16 protein-coding genes and 1 pseudogene are annotated in these 21,381 nt (G+C 73.7%); 13 read left to right on the top strand and 4 right to left on the bottom strand.

Going from position 1 to position 21,381, the window contains the following annotated elements; translation table 11 throughout:
* Positions 1-3: 3 nt before the first annotated feature.
* A complete protein-coding gene (locus ACFSJS_RS21480; RefSeq protein WP_417824248.1) occupies positions 4-711 on the top strand; it encodes a GNAT family N-acetyltransferase in 708 nt (235 codons plus the stop codon).
* A 102-nt stretch (positions 712-813) separates the two neighbouring features.
* Positions 814-2,859, top strand: coding sequence for an ATP-dependent DNA helicase (locus ACFSJS_RS21475; protein ID WP_380902866.1), 2,046 nt, complete (start codon positions 814-816; stop codon positions 2,857-2,859).
* Positions 2,860-2,925: 66 nt separating this feature from the next.
* Here the strand turns inward: ACFSJS_RS21475 and lexA are convergent, their stop codons facing one another.
* Entirely contained in the window at positions 2,926-3,729 is an 804-nt protein-coding gene (gene lexA, locus ACFSJS_RS21470; protein ID WP_380902864.1) for a transcriptional repressor LexA, read from the bottom strand.
* Positions 3,730-4,124: 395 nt separating this feature from the next.
* Between lexA and nrdR the strand changes: the two genes are divergently transcribed.
* On the top strand, positions 4,125-4,781 hold the full coding sequence (gene nrdR, locus ACFSJS_RS21465; protein WP_380902862.1) for a transcriptional regulator NrdR: 657 nt from the start codon (positions 4,125-4,127) through the stop codon (positions 4,779-4,781).
* Positions 4,782-4,892: 111 nt separating this feature from the next.
* Positions 4,893-7,760 carry a vitamin B12-dependent ribonucleotide reductase gene (locus tag ACFSJS_RS21460; RefSeq protein ID WP_380902860.1) on the top strand — a complete coding sequence of 956 codons (2,868 nt, stop codon included), beginning with the start codon at positions 4,893-4,895 and terminating at the stop codon, positions 7,758-7,760.
* Between the two features lie 242 nt (positions 7,761-8,002).
* On the opposite strand, the gene ACFSJS_RS21455 is transcribed toward ACFSJS_RS21460, so the two are convergent.
* Positions 8,003-8,533, bottom strand: coding sequence for a TerD family protein (locus ACFSJS_RS21455; protein ID WP_380902858.1), 531 nt, complete (start codon positions 8,531-8,533; stop codon positions 8,003-8,005).
* Between the two features lie 345 nt (positions 8,534-8,878).
* On the opposite strand from ACFSJS_RS21455, the gene ACFSJS_RS21450 reads away from it, so the two are divergent.
* From ACFSJS_RS21450 to ACFSJS_RS21430, 5 genes are all read left to right on the top strand, one after another.
* Positions 8,879-9,607 (top strand): amidase family protein, encoded by a 729-nt coding sequence (locus ACFSJS_RS21450; protein ID WP_380902856.1) that lies wholly within the window; start codon positions 8,879-8,881, stop codon positions 9,605-9,607.
* Between the two features lie 43 nt (positions 9,608-9,650).
* Positions 9,651-10,259 carry a YdbC family protein gene (locus ACFSJS_RS21445; RefSeq protein WP_380902854.1) on the top strand — a complete coding sequence of 203 codons (609 nt, stop codon included), beginning with the start codon at positions 9,651-9,653 and terminating at the stop codon, positions 10,257-10,259.
* Positions 10,260-10,378: 119 nt separating this feature from the next.
* A complete protein-coding gene (locus ACFSJS_RS21440; protein WP_380902852.1) occupies positions 10,379-11,107 on the top strand; it encodes a histidine phosphatase family protein in 729 nt (242 codons plus the stop codon).
* Between the two features lie 183 nt (positions 11,108-11,290).
* The gene (locus tag ACFSJS_RS21435) at positions 11,291-11,968 is read left to right on the top strand and encodes a ribonuclease HII (protein ID WP_380902850.1); all 678 of its coding nucleotides are present in this window, start codon (positions 11,291-11,293) and stop codon (positions 11,966-11,968) included.
* A gap of 67 nt (positions 11,969-12,035) precedes the next feature.
* Positions 12,036-12,656 carry a hypothetical protein gene (locus tag ACFSJS_RS21430; RefSeq protein WP_380902848.1) on the top strand — a complete coding sequence of 207 codons (621 nt, stop codon included), beginning with the start codon at positions 12,036-12,038 and terminating at the stop codon, positions 12,654-12,656.
* Between the two features lie 63 nt (positions 12,657-12,719).
* Here the strand turns inward: ACFSJS_RS21430 and ACFSJS_RS21425 are convergent, their stop codons facing one another.
* Positions 12,720-13,301, bottom strand: a complete 582-nt coding sequence (locus tag ACFSJS_RS21425) for a hypothetical protein (RefSeq protein ID WP_380902846.1) — start codon at positions 13,299-13,301, stop codon at positions 12,720-12,722.
* A gap of 231 nt (positions 13,302-13,532) precedes the next feature.
* Positions 13,533-15,696 (bottom strand): annotated as a pseudogene (locus ACFSJS_RS21420) (RecQ family ATP-dependent DNA helicase).
* Positions 15,697-15,836: 140 nt separating this feature from the next.
* On the opposite strand from ACFSJS_RS21420, the gene ACFSJS_RS21415 reads away from it, so the two are divergent.
* The 4 genes from ACFSJS_RS21415 (at position 15,837) to ACFSJS_RS21400 (ending at position 20,977) form a co-directional block, all read left to right on the top strand.
* On the top strand, positions 15,837-17,012 hold the full coding sequence (locus tag ACFSJS_RS21415) for a DUF4192 domain-containing protein (protein WP_380902844.1): 1,176 nt from the start codon (positions 15,837-15,839) through the stop codon (positions 17,010-17,012).
* Between the two features lie 42 nt (positions 17,013-17,054).
* The gene (locus ACFSJS_RS21410) at positions 17,055-17,810 is read left to right on the top strand and encodes an NUDIX hydrolase (RefSeq protein ID WP_380902842.1); all 756 of its coding nucleotides are present in this window, start codon (positions 17,055-17,057) and stop codon (positions 17,808-17,810) included.
* 225 nt (positions 17,811-18,035) lie between these two features.
* On the top strand, positions 18,036-19,034 hold the full coding sequence (locus tag ACFSJS_RS21405; RefSeq protein WP_380902840.1) for a FadR/GntR family transcriptional regulator: 999 nt from the start codon (positions 18,036-18,038) through the stop codon (positions 19,032-19,034).
* Between the two features lie 371 nt (positions 19,035-19,405).
* Positions 19,406-20,977, top strand: coding sequence for an RNA polymerase sigma factor (locus ACFSJS_RS21400; protein WP_380902838.1), 1,572 nt, complete (start codon positions 19,406-19,408; stop codon positions 20,975-20,977).
* Positions 20,978-21,381 lie beyond the last annotated feature (404 nt).

The raw sequence follows: 21,381 nt of genomic DNA, 5'->3' as shown, positions 1-21,381 counted from the left end.
GTCCTGGCCGCCGCACCTGCCCCCGCAGTCCCCGCAGTCCCCGCGGCCCCGGGAGCCCCCGCACTCCCCGCAGCACCGGGCCCGGGCGCCGCCGCCCCCCTTCCGCGCCGGGGAGCCCTCCCGTCCGCCCCGCAGCGGACGGAGCTGCTGGACGACGTCGGCGGCTGGGGGCCGGCCGACACCCCGGCGGGTGCCTTCCGGCTCGTGCCGGTGCGCCTCGAACGCGACCTGCGGCTGGTCGCCGGCTGGATGAACGACCCGGTGGTGGCGGCCTTCTGGGGGCTGGCCGGACCAGCCGGGACCACCGCGGACCACCTGCGGCCCCAGCTCGACGGGGACGGGCGCAGCGTCCCGTGCCTGGGGGTGCTCTCCGGGACGCCCATGAGCTACTGGGAGGTCTACCGCGCCGACCTCGACCCGCTGTCCCGGCACTATCCGGCGCTCCCGCACGACACCGGGATCCACCTGCTGATCGGCGGCTCCGCCGACCGCGGGCGCGGTCTGGGCACCGTGCTGCTGCGGGCCGTGGCCGACCTCGTCCTCGACAACCGGCCCCGGTGCCGGCGGGTGGTGGCCGAACCCGACCTGCGCAACACCGCCTCGGTCGCCGCCTTCCTCGGGGCGGGCTTCCGGCCGGCGGCCGAGGTGGAACTCCCCGGCAAGCGCGCGGCCCTGATGGTGCGCGACAGGGAGCTGCGCCACCGGATGTGACCCCGTGCGCCCGCCCCGCCCGCCCCGCCCCGGCCCGGGCCCGTTCCGCGGGGTCCGGATCCGGGCACGGCTGTCGGCGGCGCCGCGTAAGGTGGCATCCCTATGACCAAGCCCGCCCTCACCGAACTCCTCCATGCCGCCGTCACCGCCGTCGGCGGCACCGAGCGTCCCGGCCAGGTCGCCATGGCCGAAGCCGTGGCCGAGGCCATCGACAGCGACGTCCACCTGCTGGTCCAGGCCGGCACCGGCACCGGCAAGTCGCTGGGCTACCTGGTGCCGGCCCTGGCGCACGGGGAGCGCACGGTCATCGCGACCGCGACGCTCGCCCTGCAGCGGCAACTGGTCGAGCGGGACCTGCCGCGCACGGTGGAGGCCCTCCACCCCCTGCTGCGCCGCCGCGCCGAGTTCGCCATGCTCAAGGGACGGTCCAACTACCTGTGCCTGCACCGGCTCCACGAGGGCGTGCCGCAGGACGACGAGGACGGGTTGTTCGACCCCTTCGAGGCGGCCGCCCCCACCAGCAGGCTCGGCAAGGACCTGCTGCGGCTGAGGGACTGGGCCGACGAGACCGACACGGGCGACCGCGACGACCTCACCCCGGGCGTCTCCGACCGCGCCTGGTCCCAGGTGTCGGTCTCCTCCCGCGAGTGCCTGGGCGCCACCCGCTGCGCCTACGGGGCCGAGTGCTTCGCGGAGGCGGCGCGCGAGCGCGCCAAGCTCGCGGAGGTGATCGTCACCAACCACGCCCTGCTGGCCATCGACGCCATCGAGGGGGCCCCGGTGCTCCCGGCCCACGAGGTGCTGATCGTCGACGAGGCGCACGAACTGGTCTCCCGGGTAACGGGGGTGGCCACCGGAGAGCTGACGCCGGGCGGGGTGAACCGGGCGGTGCGCCGCGCGGCCAAGCTGGTCGACGAGAAGGCCGCCGACCGGCTCCAGACCGCCTCGGAGGGCTTCGAGCGGCTGATGGAACTGGCGCTGCCGGGCCGGCTGGAGGAGATTCCCGAGGACCTCGGGTACGTCCTGGCGGCGCTGCGGGACGCGGCGCGCGCGGTGATCACCGAGCTGGGCGCCACCCGCGACCGGTCCGTCCAGGACGAGGACGCGGTGCGCAGGCAGGCCCTGGCGTCCGTGGAGAGCGTCCACGGGGTGGCCGAGCGCATCCTCCTGGGATCGGAGTACGACGTCGTCTGGTACGAGCGCCACGACCGGTACGGGGCCTCGCTGAGGGTCGCTCCGCTGGCCGTCTCCGGACTGCTGAGGGAGAAGCTCTTCGAGGACCGCTCGGTGGTGCTGACCTCCGCCACCCTCAAGCTCGGCGGGGACTTCGAGGGAGTGGGCGCCTCCCTGGGCCTGACGGCCGAGGGCCGGGTGAGGGGGGAGGAGCCGGGTGCCTCCCCGGAGGGCGGAGGTGCGGAGGCGGCGCCCGGCGGCGAGGACGCGGAGGAGTCGGAGGCGTCCGTCCCGCGCTGGCGGGGGCTGGATGTCGGCTCGCCGTTCGACTACCGCCGGCAGGGCATCCTCTACGTCGCCCAGCACCTGTCGCCGCCCGGCCGGGAGGGCGGCCGCGCCGACATGCTGGAGGAGCTGTCGGAGCTGGTCCAGGCGGCCGGCGGGCGGACGCTGGGCCTGTTCTCGTCGATGCGCGCCGCCCAGGCGGCCGCCGAGGAGCTGCGGGGGCGGCTGGACGTGCCGATCCTGCTGCAGGGCGAGGAAACGCTGGGCGAGCTGATCCGCCGCTTCGCCGCGGACGCGCGGACCTGCCTGTTCGGGACGCTGTCGCTGTGGCAGGGCGTGGACGTGCCCGGCCCCAACTGCCAGCTGGTGGTGATGGACCGCATCCCGTTCCCCCGCCCGGACGACCCGCTGATGAGCGCCCGCCAGAAGGCGGTGGAGGAGGCGGGCGGCAACGGCTTCATGGCGGTGGCGGCCACGCACGCGGCCCTGCTGATGGCGCAGGGCGCGGGCCGGCTGGTGCGGGCGACGGGGGACCGGGGCGTGGTGGCCGTGCTGGACCCGCGGCTGGCGCGGGCCCGCTACGGGGGCTTCCTGCGGGCCTCGATGCCCGACTTCTGGTACACCACCGACCGGAACCAGGTGCGCCGGTCCCTGGCGGCCATCGACGCCGCGGCCGGGCAGGCCGGGTAGACGGCCGGGGATGCGTGGGCCCCGGGACCGGCGCAGTGGTCCCGGGGCCGGTCTTCGTCGGCCGCCTCAGACGCGGCGCAGCACCGCCACGACCTTGCCGAGGATGGTGGCCTCGTCGCCGGGGATCGGCTGGTAGGCGGAGTTGTGGGGCAGCAGCCACACATGCCCGTCCTCGCGCTTGAAGCGCTTGACGGTCGCCTCGCCGTCCAGCATGGCGGCGACGATGTCGCCGTTCTCCGCGACGGGCTGGCGGCGCACCGTGACCCAGTCGCCGTCGCAGATGGCCGCCTCGACCATGGAGTCGCCCACGACCTTGAGGACGAACAGTTCGCCGTCACCGACGAGCTGACGGGGCAGGGGGAAGACGTCCTCCACGGACTCCTCGGCCAGGATCGGGCCGCCGGCGGCGATCCGGCCGACCAGGGGGACGTAGGAGGCGGCGGGCTTGCCGGTGGTGTCGGTGGTCTGGCTGGTGGGGGCGTCGGCGGCGCGCACCTCGTAGGCGCGGGGGCGGTGCGGGTCGCGCCTCAGGAACCCCTTGCGCTCCAGGGCCATCAGCTGGTGGGCCACGGAGGAGGTGGAGGACAGGCCGACAGCCTGGCCGATCTCCCGCATGGACGGCGGGTAACCACGGCGCTGCACCGAGTCGCGGATGACCTCGATGACCCGGCGTTGGCGGTCCGTCAGCCCGGAGCTGTCGGCCCGGATGCCCGGTGGGCGGCCGGGGAGCGAGCGGGAGGGCCTGGACGCTTCCGCGGCGCCCGTCCCGCCGGGCTGGCCCGGGGGGGTGCTTGCTCCGTGCACATGATCGGTCCGGCCCTGGGAACGGTCCCGTGCGGCGACGGCGGTGCTCTCTGCGGTGGTGGTCACGTCGGCCCCTCTCAAGCGGTTCTCCCTGGCTGGACAACGGTAGGTGCTTTCGAAAGGTTGCGCCAAACACACGTTCGAGTGAAATTTCGCGAATTAGCTGACGTGATCGATGTGACCGTTGTATGGGTCCGAAAACCACCGCCGATCCCTACGGTACCCTCTCGTACGTTTGCCGCCCCGGTGATTCCGGCGCACCCGGCGTGTTCGTCAACCGGCCACCAGATGTAGTGGTTAGATGGTCGGCAGCCACCCAGAAGTTGTGGTCCCCCGTTCCTGAGGGGCGGCGGGCATCACCTATGCTGGAGGCCGCTTCGGGCGCCCCGGGAGGGGCACTCGGAGTCTTGTTCGTACTGCGTTGTGCTGCGCCATCGAGGGTGTGAGGAGGGTGGGAAGCGATGCACTGCCCCTTCTGCCGGCACCCTGACAGCCGCGTCGTCGACAGTCGCACCACCGACGACGGAACCGCGATCCGCAGGCGCCGCCAGTGCCCGCACTGCTCCCGCCGCTTCACCACGGTGGAGAACGCGTCACTGACGGTCATCAAGCGGAGCGGAGTCACCGAGCCCTTCAGCCGGGACAAGGTGATCGCCGGGGTGCGCAAGGCCTGCCAGGGGCGCCCCGTCACCGAGGACGCGCTCGCCCAGCTCGGCCAGCGCGTCGAGGAGGCGGTCCGCGCCACCGGAAGCGCCGAGCTGTCCACGCACGACGTCGGCCTGGCCATACTCGGGCCGCTGCGCGAGCTCGATCTCGTGGCCTACCTGCGCTTCGCCTCCGTCTACCAGGCGTTCGACTCCCTGGAGGACTTCGAGGCCGCGATCGCCGAGCTGCGCGGGGAGGACCCCGCCGCGCCCGGCGGCCGCGCCGAGGAGTCCGGGGGCGGCGGAGCGGGGAGCGGCGGAGAGCCGGGAAGAGCCGCCGCGGAACACGGCGGCGCCGGTGACGGCAGTGGCTCCGGAGGCCGCAGAGGCCCCGGGGCGAGGAGCGGCGCGGGAGACGGCGGGGGCGACGGAGGCCCCGCCCCCCTCCCCGCGCCGTCGGCCGCCAGGGACTGAGCGGCACACACGGTCCGACCGGAACGCGCTTGCGCTCCGGCCATCGATACGGAACACGCGTCCGGGAAGCTCCGGGCGTGTCAGGGCGTTATGCCTGTACAGGGAGGCGGAATGACAGAGACGACGAGCGATCCGGCGCGAGGCTCCAGGTCCCGGAGCAAGGCCGGCAAGGGTCTGCGGATCGAGCGCATCCACACCACCCCGGGTGTGCACCCGTACGACGAGGTGGTCTGGGAGCGCCGTGACGTCGTCATGACCAACTGGCGCGACGGCTCGGTCAACTTCGAGCAGCGCGGCGTGGAGTTCCCCGACTTCTGGTCGGTGAACGCGGTCAACATCGTCACCAGCAAGTACTTCCGCGGCGCCGTCGGCACGCCCCAGCGCGAGCACAGCCTCAAGCAGCTGATCGACCGGGTGGTGAAGACCTACCGTGCCGCAGGTGAACGCCACGGCTACTTCGCCTCCCCGGCCGACGCCGAGATCTTCGAGCACGAGCTGGCCTACGCCGTGCTGCACCAGGTGTTCTCGTTCAACTCCCCGGTGTGGTTCAACGTCGGCACCGCGCAGCCCCAGCAGGTCTCGGCCTGCTTCATCCTCTCCGTCGACGACTCCATGGAGTCGATCCTCGACTGGTACAAGGAAGAGGGGATGATCTTCAAGGGCGGCTCCGGCGCGGGGCTGAACCTCTCGCGGATCCGCTCCTCCAAGGAGCTGCTCTCCTCCGGCGGCAACGCTTCGGGCCCGGTCTCCTTCATGCGCGGCGCCGACGCCTCCGCCGGGACGATCAAGTCCGGCGGCGCCACCCGCCGCGCGGCCAAGATGGTCGTGCTCGACGTCGACCACCCCGACGTCGAGGCGTTCATCGAGACGAAGGTCAAGGAGGAGGAGAAGATCCGCGCCCTGCGCGACGCGGGCTTCGACATGGACCTGGGCGGCGACGACATCACGTCCGTCCAGTACCAGAACGCCAACAACTCCGTCCGCGTCAACGACGCCTTCATGAAGGCCGTCGAGGCGGACGAGAAGTTCGGCCTGCGCGCCCGGATGACCGGAGAGGTCATCGAGGAGGTCGAGGCCAAGGCCCTGTTCCGCAAGATGGCCGAGGCCGCCTGGGCCTGTGCCGACCCCGGCATCCAGTACGACGACACCATCAACCACTGGCACACCTCGCCGGAGTCGGGCCGCATCACCGCCTCCAACCCGTGCAGCGAGTACATGCACCTGGACAACTCCTCGTGCAACCTGGCCTCGCTGAACCTGATGAAGTTCCTGCGCGACGACGACGCGGGCAACCAGTCCTTCGACGCCGAGCGCTTCGCCAAGGTCGTCGAGCTGGTCATCACGGCGATGGACATCTCCATCTGCTTCGCCGACTTCCCCACCGAGAAGATCGGCGAGACCACCCGCGCCTTCCGCCAGCTGGGCATCGGCTACGCCAACCTCGGCGCCCTGCTGATGGCGACCGGCCACGCCTACGACTCCGACGGCGGCCGCGCGCTGGCCGGCGCGATCACCTCCCTGATGACCGGCACGTCCTACCGCCGCTCCGCCGAGCTGGCGGCCGTCGTCGGCCCGTACGAGGGTTACGCCCGCAACGCCGAGGCCCACCAGCGCGTCATGCGGCAGCACGCCGACGCCAACGCCGAGGCCAAGCGCATGGACGACCTGGACACCCCGGTGTGGGCCGCGGCCACCGAGGCCTGGCAGGACGTGCTGCGACTGGGCAAGAAGAACGGGTTCCGCAACGCCCAGGCGTCCGTGCTCGCCCCCACCGGCACCATCGGCCTGATGATGGACTGCGACACCACCGGCATCGAGCCCGACCTGGCCCTGGTCAAGTTCAAGAAGCTGGTCGGCGGCGGGTCGATGCAGATCGTCAACAACACCGTGCCGAAGGCGCTCAAGCGCCTGGGCTACCAGCCCGAGCAGGTCGAGGCGATCGTCGAGCACATCGCCGAGCACGGCAACGTCATCGACGCGCCGGGCCTGAGGCCCGAGCACTACGAGGTCTTCGACTGCGCCATGGGCGAGCGCTCCATCTCCCCGATGGGGCACGTGCGGATGATGGCCGCCGCCCAGCCGTTCCTCTCCGGTGCCATCTCCAAGACCGTGAACATGCCGGAGACGGCCACGGTCGAGGAGGTCGAGGAGATCTACTTCCAGGGCTGGAAGCTCGGCCTGAAGGCACTGGCGATCTACCGCGACAACTGCAAGGTCGGCCAGCCGCTCTCCGCCAAGAAGAAGGAGGACAAGGGGGCCGCGCAGAAGGCCGAGCCCGAGAAGGTCGTCGAGTACCGCCCGGTGCGCAGGCGCCTGCCCAAGGGCCGGCCCGGCATCACCACCTCCTTCACCGTCGGCGGCGCCGAGGGCTACATGACCGCCAACTCCTACCCGGACGACGGCCTGGGCGAGGTCTTCCTGAAGATGTCCAAGCAGGGCTCCACCCTCGCGGGCATGATGGACGCCTTCTCCATCGCCGTCTCCGTGGGCCTGCAGTACGGCGTGCCGCTGGAGACCTACGTCTCGAAGTTCACCAACATGCGCTTCGAGCCGGCCGGCATGACGGACGACCCGGACGTGCGGATGGCGCAGTCGATCGTCGACTACATCTTCCGCCGCCTGGCGCTGGACTTCCTGCCGTTCGAGACCCGTTCGGCCCTCGGCATCCACTCCGCCGAGGAGCGCCAGCGCCACCTGGAGACCGGTTCCTACGAGCCCACCGACGACGAGATGGACGTCGAGGCCCTCGCCCAGTCGGCTCCGCGCCAGGTGGAGCCGCCCAAGGCGGTGGACCGCCCCTCCGAGCCGCAGGCCCCGGTCCCGGCCCCGAAGGAGGCGCACAGCTCCACCGAGCTGGTGGAGATGCAGCTGGGCCTCAACGCCGACGCCCCGCTGTGCTTCTCCTGCGGAACCAAGATGCGCCGCGCGGGCAGCTGCTACCTGTGTGAGGGCTGCGGCTCCACCAGCGGCTGCAGCTGAGGAACGGAGGCGGACCCGGCCGGGGCCCTCGCCAGAGGGCCCCGGCCGGGTCCGCCGGAACGCCGAGCACGGCCCCGACGGGGGCGCCGACCACCGGTCGGCGCCCCCGTCGCCGTCCTTCGGGCCGCGGCCGCGCCGGCCCGAAGGAGTCGGCCGGGTGCTTCCCGGGCGGACCGCGGGCACGGGCGGAGGCCCGCGGACGATCCGCACCGGGGACGCCCGCCGCCCGGGGCGGACGGCGGTCAGGCCGGGGCCGCGCCCATCAGACGGGCGAAGGAGTCGGGGTCGGCGTCGAACCCGCGGACGTCCTCGCGGAACTCCCAGACCCCCGAGCCGTTCCGGGTGAACTCCGCGACGGTGGCGGCCGTCGCGCCGGAGACCGCCGAGAAGTCGTGCCGGGCCAGCTCGTCGTACCCCTCGGCGATCCGCAGGCCGGTGCCGGTTATGTCGCCGAACGTCCTGCGCCCGGCGCTCTGCTGGATGGCCACACCCACCACGACGCGGACGTAGGAGGGCGCCATCCGGTGGAGTTCGACGGTCATGACCTCGTCGTCGCCGAAGCCCTGCCCCGTCCTGCTGTCCCTGTTGAGGGTGATGGTGCCGTCGGCGGAGCGCCTGTCGAAGTGCACCAGGTGGGCCGGTTCGCCGCGCGGGTCGTCCGCGGAGTAGACCGCGGCGATGATGTCGAGGTCGTGGGACGGCGCGCCGGAGGGGCTGGGATCCCACCTGAGCGATATCCGGACCTTCTCGACTCCCTTGCTGAGACTGCTCACCAGGCTCCCCTTCCTCGGAACTGAGCGGTCGTGGAGAGCCCCGCCGCGCGGGCGGCTCACCGGCCGGGACTCGACGCTGTGTGTCCATGGTGCCACGCCCGGTCTCCCCACGGGGTGAAAATCCCTGGTGGACCGCCTTCCTGACGCCGCGTCCGATTTGCGCGGGCGGACCGGGCGGCGCGGACGGTCCCGCGGGCCCGCGCGGCGACCGGCGCGCAGCCCGGCGTAGGCGTCGCGCGCGGCCGCCGCCGGCGCGGGGGTCACGACCGCCTGTGCGACGAACGCGAGCCGGCCCCGGGCTTCCGCGCGCCGCTCGTCCGAGAGCAGCGCCACCTCGGTGAAGGTGTGGCCCAGGGCGGTCCGCGCGGACTGCGCGGGGGAGGAGGCGAGCCGGGCCCGGGCGCGCTCGGCGATCTGCTCTCCCCCGTGGGCCGGGGCGAGGACGAGCACCTCCCCCGTGGTGCGGAAGCAGCGCTGCACGCCCCCGGGGAGACCCCGGCGCGGCAAGCGGTGGACACCGCGGCCGCGTACCTGTCGGACGCCGGGTACGACGTACAGGAGGTGCCGGACGTTCCGCTGCACGACGAGGCGCTGGAGGCGTACGGCCGGATGATCATGACCGAGTTCGGGGTGGCCTGGCCCGCGGTCAGACGGGTCCTCGGCGAGGGCGGGGACCGCTACATCGGGATGTCGATGGCGCGCACCGCGCCGGTGGGGCTGCCGGAGTACCTGAGGCTGGCCGGTGTGCGGCTGACCGTCCGCCGGGCCTGGGCCGCCTTCCTCGCCGAGCGTCCGCTGCTGCTCGGCCCGGTCTTCACCGTGCCGCCGGTGGAGCCCGGACTGGAGTCCCGGGACGAGGAGGGGCACCGGACGGTCACCGAGGCGATGCGGCTGTGCACCGTCACCAGTTTCGCCGGGGTCCCGGCCGTGGCCGTTCCCGTGGGGGTGCGGGACGGCCTACCGCAGGGCGTGCAGATCGTCGGGCAGGCGTTCCGGGAGGATCGGTGCCTGGCCGCCGCGGCGGTGGTCGAACAGAGGGTCGGGCCCCTCGCCCCCGTCGACCCCCGGCCGTGACGAGTCATGCGATCGGCCGCCCATATGGCCGTACGATGGCGCGGTGCTGGTCAAGTGGATGCGGTGCGCGGTGGTCGACCGCCGGGGCTTCGAGAGGGGTCAGCGGAAGTGGGCGGGCCTGCTCGGCGAGCCCGGTTTCCGCGCCCAGGGGGGTGGCTGGAGCCGGTCCCGTCCGGGCGTGGCGCACCTCTTCGGCTTCTGGGAGAGCCGGGCCTTCTACGACTCGTTCATGGCGCGCTCCCACGACCGGCTGGCGGCCACCCAGAACGGCACCTACAAGGACGCCCAGACCCGGCTGTTCGAGTACCGCTTCGACGTGAAGGTGGGCTTCGAGCCGCGGTTCGCGGACGCGGACCTGCTGCGGGTGGCCCACTGCAAGGTCCGCAGGGAGCGCATCGAGCACTACACCCTGATGCAGGAGAAGGTGTGGAACCCGGCCATGGCGGGGTCGCCCGGGATGCTGCGCGGCGTCTTCGCCCAGGCGCAGTCCGAGGACGAGTTCCTGGTGCTGTCCATGTGGGACTCGGCGGCCGAGCACGGCAAGTACCGCACGGAGCGCATCGAGCGGCTCGCGCTGCGGGCCCAGCTCGGAGCCGACGTCACGGCGGTGGGCGGTGACGTGATCGACCTCGAACCCGCCTGGACCGTCTGAGCGGCCCGGACACCGCCTCCGTCGCCGTACCGCCTCCCCCTCCGCCCCGCCCCGCGACCGGGGAGGCGGGCCGGGTCCGCGATTGGGCCGCGGAGGCGGTGCGCGCCTAGGCTGGACGCATGGCACAACCCCGGCGCATCGTCCTGGTCCGGCACGGCGAGTCGGAGGGGAATGTCGACGACTCGGTCTACGAGCGCATCCCCGACCACGCCCTGAGCCTGACCGAGCGCGGGTTCCGGCAGGCGGAGGCGGCGGGGGAGCGGCTGCGGAAGCTCTTCGGGGACGAGCGCGTCTCGGCCTATGTCTCGCCGTACCGCCGCACCCACCAGACCTTCCGGGCGCTGCGTCTGGACCCGACGCGGGTGCGGATGCGCGAGGAGCCCAGGCTGCGCGAGCAGGACTGGGGCAACTGGCAGGACCGTGAGGAGGTGCGGCGCCAGAAGGCGGCGCGGGACGCGTACGGGCACTTCTTCTACCGCTTCGCGCAGGGCGAGTCGGGGGCGGACGTCTACGACCGGGTCGGGGCCTTCCTGGAGAGCCTGTGGCGCAGCTTCGAGTCGCCCGACCACCCGCCGAACGTGCTGCTGGTGACGCACGGGCTGACCATGCGGCTGTTCTGCATGCGGTGGCTGCACTGGACGGTCGCGGAGTTCGAGTCGCTCTCCAACCCCGGCAACGGGGAGATGCGGATCCTGCTGCTGGGGGCGAACGGGCGCTACCACCTGGACCGCCCCTTCGAGCGCTGGTGCACCCCCGAGTCCTATGCGGGCCCCTACATGGGGGAGTCCGGTGAGGGGTACGGGCCTGCCGAGATCCGCGGCCGCCCCGCCCGGTGGGGAGCCGGGTGAGGGGGCGCCGCAGGCACCCCGTTCCCCGAGCGCCCGTCCGGGGCGGAGCCTCCGCGATGCGCCGGACCGGCCCGCTCCGTCCCGCGCGTCGGAAGGGCGCGCCCGCACCCGCCGGTGCGCCGAGGACCCCGCCGCGGCCCGGGGAGCGTGCCCGGGGACCGGAGGCGTACCCTGGCTGACGCCATGCCGTACGAGCCTCCAACCCACCGCGTCGAACGTTCACTGCGGGCCACCACCGGAGCGAAGGTGGTCGCCGGGGTCGACGAGGTCGGCCGCGGCGCCTGGGCCGGGCCCGTCACCGTCTGCGCGGCGGTCACCGGGCTGCGCCGTCCGCCCGAGGGGCTCACGGACTCCAAGCTCATCGCCCCCGCGCGCCGGACCGAACTCGCCGAGGCGCTCACCGGGTGGGTCACCGCCCACGCCCTGGGGCACGCCTCCCCCCTGGAGATCGACGAGTTGGGCATGACGGCGGCGCTCCGGCTCGCCGCCGTACGCGCCCTGGAGGGGTTGCCGGTGCGGCCCGACGCCGTCATCCTCGACGGCAGGCACGACTACCTGGGGCCGCCCTGGACGGTCCGGACGGTGGTCAAGGGGGACCAGAGCTGCGTCGCGGTGGCCGCCGCCTCCGTGATCGCCAAGGTGCACCGGGACGCCCTCATGGCGCGTCTGGCGGCCGAGCACGCCGCCTTCGGGTTCGACCGGAACGCCGGCTACCCCTCGCCCGTGCACCGCGCCGCGCTCGCGGAGCTGGGGCCGACACCCCACCACCGGCTGTCCTGGTCCTACCTGGACACGCTCCCGCGCTGGCGGCACATGAAACGGGCACGGCCCGGGGCGGCGGAGCAGATCGGCCTCTTCTGAGCCGAAACCGAATCTTTTTCCGAACCCGCCGACGAGTTCGGCGCGGACGTTTGATAGACATCAGCCCATGCCGCACAGCTCCGAGGAGCCCAAGATCCACCCCAACGTTCCCGGCCCCCGCGCCTCCGCGGGCACCACCCGGTCTGCGCAGGGGTCCCGCCCCTCCGTCCCCGTTCCCGGTCCTCGGCCCGGTCCCCGTCCCGGCCCCCGCTCCGTGCCGGGCAGGACCGCGCCGGCGCGCGCCGCGTCGTCCCCGCGCCCCGCTTCCGCCGTCCAGGCGCAGGCGGCCTCCGAGGAGGCCGCCCGGAGCGCACCGCGGATCCAGCTCGTCACGGCGACCGACGCGACCGCCGTCGAGACGGCCGACGACACGGTCGACGGGCTGCTCGACGAGGGCTGCCCGCCTGCGGACGTCCTGGTGTTCACCACCGGTGAACTGCACCCGTGGGCCCAGCACGAACTCTCCTTCGGGGAGGACGCCTACTGGGGCCAGCAGGCCGACGGCGGGGATGTCTTCTACGCCCACGCGGAGGCCGCGGACCGCGTCGCCACCCGCCCGGTCGTCGTGCTCGCCGTCAACGGGGGCACGGACGAGCAGGCCGCCCGCGCCCTGCCCGCGGTCCTCGCCAGGACGGGCACGCGGCTGATCGTCTGCGGCGACCCGCAACGGCTGCGCAGTCTGCTCTGAGCGGTCCGGGGAGCGTCGTGCCGCGATCGTGCGGGGACGGCGGAGGAACGGGAGGCGAGCCGGTCAGCGGACCGCGGCGCGCCCCGGTGCCCCGGACACCGGAGGAGCGGCGTCCCCGCGCACGCTCCGGTCGGTCGGGCCGAGACGGGGACGCCGGCCGCTGCGGTCCTCACCGAGCACCTGCCAGCCGGTGCGGGTCAGGGTGATGTACGCCCCGCACCGCAGGCCGTGCAGGGTGCAGGCGTCACGCAGTCCCCACATCCACGCGCCGTCCTCCTCCGTCCAGCCGGGGGAGTCATCGCGGCAGGTCAGCAGCACGGCGGTGCGCGCGGGCCTGCGCCGGCGCAGGTCGTGCGGAACGATTCTGCGCAGCTGGGACAGCAGGACGTTGCGGCACTCCCAGCCGTCGGACCCGGCGGCGGGCCGGGCGAACGAGGCGCTGGCGACGATCCGGTCGTCCGGGCCGAGGACCGCCACGACGGAGGTGGCCGGACCGGGCCGGTGGCGGGCGTGCAGGCCGACCACCACCTCGCGCGGGCCGCGCAGCAGGGGTATCCCGGAGGACGCCCACCCTGCGGGCTCGAGGCTGCGGCCGAGGCCGGGAGGGACCTCGGAGTGCGACGGCGGGGCGAAGCCGAAGGTCATGGCTCCCCCTCCTCGTTCGCCGCGGTCACCCGGTCACACCGATTCTCGGTCCCCGGGTGCGCCGGTGGCAATGGGGTCCCTGTGGTCCCGCCGGCCCCTTCCGCCCTTCGGGCCGCCCCGGACCTCCCGCGCTTCCGCCTCCCGCTTCCTTCCCCGGCGGTCCCGCCGTCCGCCCGGCGGGGGCGGAGGCCCGCCCCCGCCGGACGCGTCCCGCTGTCCGCCGGCCCGGACTCAGCCCCGTACCGCCAGCACCAGCGGCAGAACCGCCCCGGCCCCGGCCCGGCGCAGCATCCGCGCGGCCACCGCCAGGGTCCACCCGGTCTCGGTGAAGTCGTCGACCAGCAGCACCGGTCCACCGCCGGCGACGGCCTCCGCCAGCGGATCCGGCACGGACAGCGCTCCGTGCAGTGCCCGCAGCCGCTGCGCGCTGTTGCTGCGCGGAACACGGGTGTCCGCCGCCGCGCCGGAGTACTCCACCGTGCCCAGGAGGGGCATCCGGCCCACTGCGGCGATCCGTTCCCCCAGGGACCGCACCAGGTGCGGCCTGGTCCGGGAGGCGACCGTCACCACCCCCACGGGACGGGCGGGAGCCCCCTGCTCGCCCGAGGCCCAGCCGCCGGGCCCCTTCGCCCAGTCGGCGAGCACGGTGACGACGGCATCGGCCACGTCGTCCGGCACCGGGCCGTCCTGCGCCCCCTGCTCCAGCAGGGGGCGCAACCGGTTGCCCCAGCCGATGTCCGAGAGCCGGCCAAGCGCCCGGCCCGGGGCGGCCTGCTCGCCCGGCGGGATGCGGCCCTTGAGGTCCAGCCCGACGGAGGGCAGCCCGGTCGGCCACATCCTGCGGGGCTCCACCTCCACTCCGGGACGGCCCAGTTCGCCCCGGGCGGCCTCCAGAGCCGCCGGATCCACCTCCGTGCCGAACCGCGGTCCGGCACAGTTGTCGCAGCGGCCGCAGGGCGCCGCCTCCTCGTCGTCCAGCTGCCGCCTCAGGAACTCCATCCGGCACGCCGTGGTGGCGGCGTACTCCTTCATCGCCCGCTGCTCGGCCTCCCGCTGGCGCGCCACCCAGGCGTACCGCTCGCGGTCGTAGGTCCACGGGGCGCCGGTGGCGGCCCACCCGCCGCGCACCCGCCGCACCGCCCCGTCCACGTCGAGGACCTTCAGCATCGTCTCCAGCCGGGACCGGCGCAGCTCCACCAGGGGCTCCAGGGCCGGCAGGGACAGGGGGCGGTCGGAGGCGGCCAGCACCTCCAGCGTGCGGCGCACCTGCTCCTCGGGGGGGAAGGCCAGGGAGGCGAAGTAGCGCCAGATCGGCCTCGTCCTCCGGTCCGGGCAGCAGCAGCACCTCCGCGTGCTCCACACCGCGCCCGGCCCGGCCCACCTGCTGGTAGTAGGCGATGGGGGAGGAGGGGGAGCCGAGGTGGACCACGAAGCCCAGGTCCGGTTTGTCGAACCCCATGCCCAGCGCGGAGGTGGCCACCAGCGCCTTGACCCGGTTGCCGAGCAGGTCGGCCTCGGCCGCCTCCCGGTCGGCGTTCTCGGTCCGCCCGGTGTAGGCGGTGACCGCGTGCCCGCGCTGCCGCAGGAAGGCCGCCACCTCCTCGGCCGCCGCCACCGTCAGCGTGTAGACGATCCCCGAGCCCGGCAGTTCGTGCAGGTGGCCGTCGAGCCAGGCCAGCCGGTGCGCGGCGTCCGGCAGGCGCAGCACGCCCAGGCTGAGGCTCTCGCGGTCCAGCGGACCGCGCAGCACGAGGGCGTCCGGGGCGTCGCCGCCGGTGCCCAGCTGCTCGGCCACGTCGGCCGTCACCCGGGCGTTGGCCGTGGCGGTGGTGGCCAGCACCGGGACGCCAGCCGGGAGTTCGGCGAGCATCGTCCGCAGACGCCGGTAGTCGGGCCGGAAGTCGTGGCCCCAGTCGGAGATGCAGTGGGCCTCGTCGACCACCAGCAGTCCGGTCGTGGCGGCCAGTTCCGGCAGCACCTGATCGCGGAAGTCGGGGTTGTTGAGCCGCTCCGGGCTCACCAGCAGGACGTCCACCTCTCCCGCGGCGACCTCGGCGTGCACCGCCTCCCACTCCGTGGTGTTGGCGGAGTTGATCGTGCGCGCGCGGATGCCGGCCCGCTCGGCGGCCTCGATCTGGTTGCGCATCAGGGCCAGCAGCGGGGAGACGATCACGGTCGGCCCGCTGCCGCGCTCGCGCAGCAGCGCGGTCGCGACGAAGTACACCGCGGACTTGCCCCATCCGGTGCGCTGGACCACCAGCGTCCGGCGCCGCTGCACCACCAGCGCCTCGACGGCCCGCCACTGGTCGGTGCGCAACCGCGCCGTGCCGCCGGCGTCGCCGATGAGGCGGGACAGTACGGCATCGGCCGCGGCGCGCAGATTCTCCTCGCTCATGCGTCCATGCAACCCGATCGCACCGACACTGCGCGAACGGGCCTGTGGAGAACCCGGCGGTCGTATGACTCGTATGATCGTCGACGCCGCCTGTGGACAACCGCGCGCGGCCTCCCGCCCGCCCGGTCCACTGTCGGGGCATGACACAGCACAGCGAACCCGCTCCGCAGCAGCCCGCCGCCAGGGTCACCCTGCGCGGCCCGGCCGAACTGATCGACTCGCTCCCGTACCTGCTCGGCTACCACCCCGACGACTCGATCGTCCTGGTCGGCCTCCACGGGCCCGAAGGGCGCTTCGGCGGCCGGCTCCGGGTGGGGATCCCCGCCGACGCGGAAGGGTGGCCCGAACTCGCCGAGGAGCTCGCGGACTGCCTGCGCGACAGCAGCGCCGCACGGGTCGGCCGTCCCGACGGGGTCCTGGTCTTCCTGTACCGGGAACCGGCGGAGGGCGGCGACGGCCGCGGGGTCATGGAGCGGCTCAGGCCGCTCGCCCAGCGGCTGCGCACGGCCTGCGGCGCCCTGGAGATGCCCGTCTACGAGGCGCTGTGCGTCTCGGGCGGGAGGTACTGGTCCTACTGCTGCCCCGGCGCCCGGTGCTGCCCCGCCGAGGGCACCCCGCTCGGCCTGCCGGGGACGTCGGCCATGGCGGCCGCCGCCGCGTACGCCGGGCTGCGGGTGGAGGGCTCGCTCAGGGAGATGGAGGCCAGGCTGGCGCCGCTCGGCCCGCCGGTGGCCGGACCGCAGGAACAGGCCCTCGACCTCGCGACCGCGGCCCTGGTGCCCCGGATGCTCGGCGGCACCGACCGCGAGACGGTGCGCGCGGAGACCCTCGCGCTGGCCCACCGGCTGCTCGAGCGCTACCGGGCCGCCCCGCCACCGGAGCCGCGGAGGGGCCCGTCCCGGGCGGACGCCGCGGACGACGCCCTCGTCACCCACGAGGAGGCGGCCGCACTGATCCTGGGGCTCCAGGACAGGGGCACCCGGGACAGGGCCGCGGAGTGGATGGAGGGAGCGGACACCGCGCCCGCGCTGAGGCTGTGGCGCTCCCTGGCGCGGCGCTGCGTCGGTGCCTACGCGGAGCACGCCGCCGCACCGCTCACCCTGGCGGGATGGGTCGCGTGGTCCGGCGGCGACGAGCCGGGAGCACGTGTGGCCCTGGGACGAGCGCTGGAGCTCGATCCCGGGTACGTCTTCGCGCGGCTGCTGCACAGCGCGTGCAACAACGGCCTCGATCCCGAGCCGCTCAGGGAGTGCCTGCGCCGGCAGCGAGCCGCGCACGGCTCCGGAGCCGCGGTGGCCTCGAGCCGACGGGAGTGAGAAGACCCTGTTTATCGTCAGGCAGACGACTATGATCACGCCATGCCCTACGACCCGTCGGCCTTTCCGCCCTTCGCCGTCACCGTCGACCTGGTCGTGCTCACCGTGCGCGGGCACGCGCTGTGCGCGCTGGTCGTACGCCGGGGCGAGCCGCCGTACCAGGGGCAGTGGGCGCTGCCAGGCGGTTTCGTGCGCGTCGACGAAGACCTCGAGGCCGCGGCGGCCCGGGAACTCACCGAGGAGACCGGCCTGCAGGTGCAGGGGCCGGACGACCCGTGCGCCGGGGCCCACCTCGAGCAGCTCGCGACCTACGGCGATCCGCGGCGCGACCCGCGGATGCGGGTGGTCAGCGTCGCCTATCTGGTCCTCGCCCCGGATCTGCCGACCCCCACGGCCGGCGGTGACGCGGACAGCGTGCGCTGGGCTCCGGTGGACGACCTTCTGGCGGCAGACGGCGGGTCGGGCCGGGAGGAGGAAGGGCCCGCCCCGCTCGCCTTCGACCACGGCCGGATCCTCGCGGACGGGGTGGAGCGCGCCCGCTCGAAGATCGAGTACTCCTCACTGGCCACGGCCTTCTGCCCCCCGGAGTTCACGGTGGGGGAGCTGCGACGGGTGTACGAGGTGGTGTGGGGAGTCGTCCTCGACCCCCGGAACTTCCACCGCAAGGTCACCGGCACCCCGGGGTTCCTGGTGCCCACCGGCGGCACCACCACCCGCCAGGGTGGCCGTCCCGCACAGTTGTTCCGGGCCGGTGGCGCCACACTGCTGAATCCGCCGATGCTTCGTCCGGAAGCCTGAGCCGCCGCGGCAGGGGGAACGGAGGCTCCCCGTCCCGCTCCGCAAGCCCGGAAAGGCCGCCGGGGAGGCGGAACCCCGGGCGCGCCCGCGTCCGCCGGTCGGCCCGCCGTCCCCTCCGCACAGGGGCACGAGGGCACTGTCCCAACTACCGCATGCACCGGGTCGGAAGACCGCTTCCTTCCGATAAGGCGTCAATTGCGTGGAGGTCGCCGATCACCCTTTCGTGTGCTTTTCAGCAAAGCCCTCAAGGCCGTCCGGGGCACCGCCGACAAAGGATGCGTGACTACCCTTGCGCACACCATGATGACCTCGGCTCGCTCCGCCGACTCCGGCCTCGCGGGGCCGGGCGAGCCGGACCGTTACGCCTATGCCGAGTCGACCGGCGCGGCCCGCGCCACCAGCGTCACCGCCTGGGAGGGCGGTGAGACGGACATGGCCCGGGCCGGGCGCCGCGCCGCCGGGAACCGGGGGCGCGGACTGCACGGCCAGCTCGTCCAGCAGCTCGGACAGATGATCGTCTCCGGGGATCTGGGCGCCGACCGGCCCCTGGTGCCCGAGGAGATCGGCCAGCGCTTCGAGGTCTCCCGCACCGTCGTCCGCGAGTCGCTCCGGGTCCTCGAGGCCAAAGGCCTGGTCAGTGCCCGCCCCAACGTCGGTACGAGGGTCCGCCCGGTCAGCGACTGGAACCTCCTCGACCCCGACATCATCGAATGGCGCGCCTTCGGCCCGCAGCGCGAGGACCAGCGCCGCGAACTGTGCGAGCTGCGCTGGTCCATCGAACCCCTGGCCGCCCGGCTCGCGGCGGACCACGGCCACGACGAGGTCCACCAGCGCCTCTCCGACATGGTCGAGATCATGGGGCACACCCTCGCCCAGGGGGACGCCCTGACCTTCTCCCGGGCGGACGCGGAGTTCCACGCCCTGCTCCTGCAGGCCGGCGGGAACCGGATGCTGGAGCACCTGTCCGGGATCGTCACCGCCGCGCTCCAGGTCTCCGGGGCCTCCGCGGTCGGCTGCGAGCGCCCGACCGAATCCCTCGTGGCCCACCACCGCAGGATCGCCGACGCGGTGGCCGCCGGGGAGGGAGCCGCCGCCGAGAGCGCGGTGCGCCAGATGCTGGCAGTCTCCCCCGAGGCCGCCGTGTCCGCCGCGGGAGCGCCCGCTGCGTCCTCCCCGGCGGCCGACGCGCCCGACCGTGTGGTGCCTCCCCCGCGCGAGCACTGACGGCCGGTGCCGGACACGCGCGGTGTCGGCCGGCGCCCGCCCGCCGCGGGCGGGCGCCGGCCGACACCGGGCGGCTCTGCGTTTCCCTGTCGAGCCCACCGCGTCGGCCCGCAGTCGGGCAATAAGAGGCATTTGAGGGCTTACATGTCTTTTGTCCTGTGACTCGGGACACTCCGATTGGGCGTAACGCTTCTCGTGGCAGCGCGATGACTCAAGAGGTGGCAGCCACAGGGGAATACGGACGCCGTACCCGGCGCTGTACTCTCCCCGTCGCTCCGCCCGAGCCGCCGGTCATCCCCGCCGGGGCTTGCAGGCCCCGGATCCGCCACGGGCGGGGCCGAAGCCGTTTCCATCGTTCCGAGAGGTTGTTCGTGTCGGCCAGCACATCCCGTACGCTCCCTGCGGAGATCGCCGAGTCCGCGTCTGTGATGGCGCTCATTGAGCGGGGAAAGGCCGAGGGGCAGATCGCCGGCGACGATGTGCGTCGGGCCTTCGAGGCTGACCAGATCCCGCAGACCCAGTGGAAGAGCGTCCTGCGCAGCCTCAACCAGATCCTCGACGAGGAGGGGGTGACGCTGGTGGTGAGCGCCGCGGAGGCGCCCAAGCGCACCCGCAAGAGCGTCGCGGCGAAGGCCCCGGCCAAGCGCACCGCCACCAGGACGGTCACCGCCCGCAAGGCCACTGCCAAGAAGGCCGTGGCGGAGCCGGAGCCCCGGTCCGAGGAGGCGGAGGGGGCCGTCGAGGAGACCGCGGCCAAGCCCGCCAGGAAGGCGGTGGCCAAGAAGGCCGCCGCCAAGAAGACCACCGCCAAGAAGGCGGTGGCCAAGAAGACCGCCGCGAAGAAGACCACCGCCAAGAAGGGCGAGGTCGACGAGCTGATCGGGAGCGAGGAGGAGCTCATCGAGGAGCCCCCGCTCAAGGGGGGCAAGGCCGTCGAGGACCCGGTCGTCGACCCCAAGGTCGAGAACGAGGGCTTCGTCCTGTCCGACGAGGACGAGGACGACGCTCCCGCCCAGCAGGTCGCCGCCGCCGGCGCCACCGCCGACCCGGTCAAGGACTACCTCAAGCAGATCGGCAAGGTCCCCCTGCTCAACGCCGAGCAGGAGGTCGAGCTGGCCAAGCGCATCGAGGCCGGCCTCTTCGCCGAGGACAAGCTCGCCAACAGCGACAAGATCGCCCCCAAGCTCAAGCGCGAGCTGGAGATCATCGCGGAGGACGGCCGCCGCGCCAAGAACCACCTGCTGGAGGCCAACCTCCGTCTGGTGGTCTCCCTGGCCAAGCGCTACACCGGCCGCGGCATGCTTTTCCTGGACCTGATCCAGGAGGGCAACCTCGGCCTGATCCGCGCGGTCGAGAAGTTCGACTACACCAAGGGCTACAAGTTCTCCACCTACGCCACCTGGTGGATCCGCCAGGCGATCACCCGCGCCATGGCCGACCAGGCCCGCACCATCCGCATCCCGGTGCACATGGTCGAGGTGATCAACAAGCTCGCGCGCGTCCAGCGCCAGATGCTCCAGGACCTGGGCCGCGAGCCCACTCCGGAGGAGCTGGCCAAGGAACTCGACATGACCCCGGAGAAGGTCGTCGAGGTCCAGAAGTACGGCCGCGAGCCGATCTCCCTGCACACCCCGCTGGGCGAGGACGGCGACAGCGAGTTCGGTGACCTGATCGAGGACTCCGAGGCGGTCGTCCCGGCGGACGCGGTCAGCTTCACGCTCCTGCAGGAGCAGCTCCACTCCGTGCTCGACACGCTCAGCGAGCGCGAGGCGGGCGTGGTCTCGATGCGCTTCGGACTCACCGACGGCCAGCCCAAGACCCTGGACGAGATCGGCAAGGTCTACGGCGTGACCCGCGAGCGGATCCGCCAGATCGAGTCCAAGACCATGTCGAAGCTGCGCCACCCCTCCCGCTCCCAGGTCCTGCGCGACTACCTGGACTGACGGCAACGGTCCGGCCGAGCGGTCGGTCCGTGCGCCGGAGGGCCCGGCCCCTGCAGGGGCCGGGCCCTCCGGCACACGGGTGCGGTGCGCGGGGCGAACCGGCGCCTCCGGATGCGGAAACCGCTCCCATGGCCCACCCTGGGGTTGGGGGCGGCCGGGTGCCGGCTTCCGCGCGCCGTCCCCTCCGCACCGCCGCCCGCCCGGGGCGGCCGCACGTCCGCGTCCCGAGCCCGGTGGGGCGCCTCCTGCCCGCAGTCCGCACCGGCTCCTCCCGCGGGAGGAGCACAGGGCGCCGCGGGGCCCGTGCCCGGAGCGGCGCGGGTGCCGCGGCGCATCGCGCCGGGGCAGGTGCGCCGACGAGAACGGGCGGTCATCCCCGTGATGGGGATGACCGCCCGTCGCGT

The organism is Streptomyces desertarenae (assembly GCF_042681365.1).
Taxonomy (GTDB): domain Bacteria; phylum Actinomycetota; class Actinomycetes; order Streptomycetales; family Streptomycetaceae; genus Streptomyces; species Streptomyces desertarenae.
This window is presented reverse-complemented; position numbering and strand designations above follow the sequence as displayed.

Bases quoted from the DNA above. Each gene is read 5' to 3' on its own strand.
- ACFSJS_RS21475 (WP_380902866.1), top strand. From the start codon at position 814: ATGACCAAGCCCGCCCTCACCGAACTCCTCCATGCCGCCGTCACCGCC.
- nrdR (WP_380902862.1), top strand. From the start codon at position 4,125: ATGCACTGCCCCTTCTGCCGGCACCCTGACAGCCGCGTCGTCGACAGT.
- ACFSJS_RS21460 (WP_380902860.1), top strand. From the start codon at position 4,893: ATGACAGAGACGACGAGCGATCCGGCGCGAGGCTCCAGGTCCCGGAGC.
- ACFSJS_RS21440 (WP_380902852.1), top strand. From the start codon at position 10,379: ATGGCACAACCCCGGCGCATCGTCCTGGTCCGGCACGGCGAGTCGGAG.
- ACFSJS_RS21435 (WP_380902850.1), top strand. From the start codon at position 11,291: ATGCCGTACGAGCCTCCAACCCACCGCGTCGAACGTTCACTGCGGGCC.
- ACFSJS_RS21430 (WP_380902848.1), top strand. From the start codon at position 12,036: ATGCCGCACAGCTCCGAGGAGCCCAAGATCCACCCCAACGTTCCCGGC.
- ACFSJS_RS21425 (WP_380902846.1), bottom strand. From the start codon at position 13,301: ATGACCTTCGGCTTCGCCCCGCCGTCGCACTCCGAGGTCCCTCCCGGC.
- ACFSJS_RS21415 (WP_380902844.1), top strand. From the start codon at position 15,837: ATGACACAGCACAGCGAACCCGCTCCGCAGCAGCCCGCCGCCAGGGTC.
- ACFSJS_RS21410 (WP_380902842.1), top strand. From the start codon at position 17,055: ATGCCCTACGACCCGTCGGCCTTTCCGCCCTTCGCCGTCACCGTCGAC.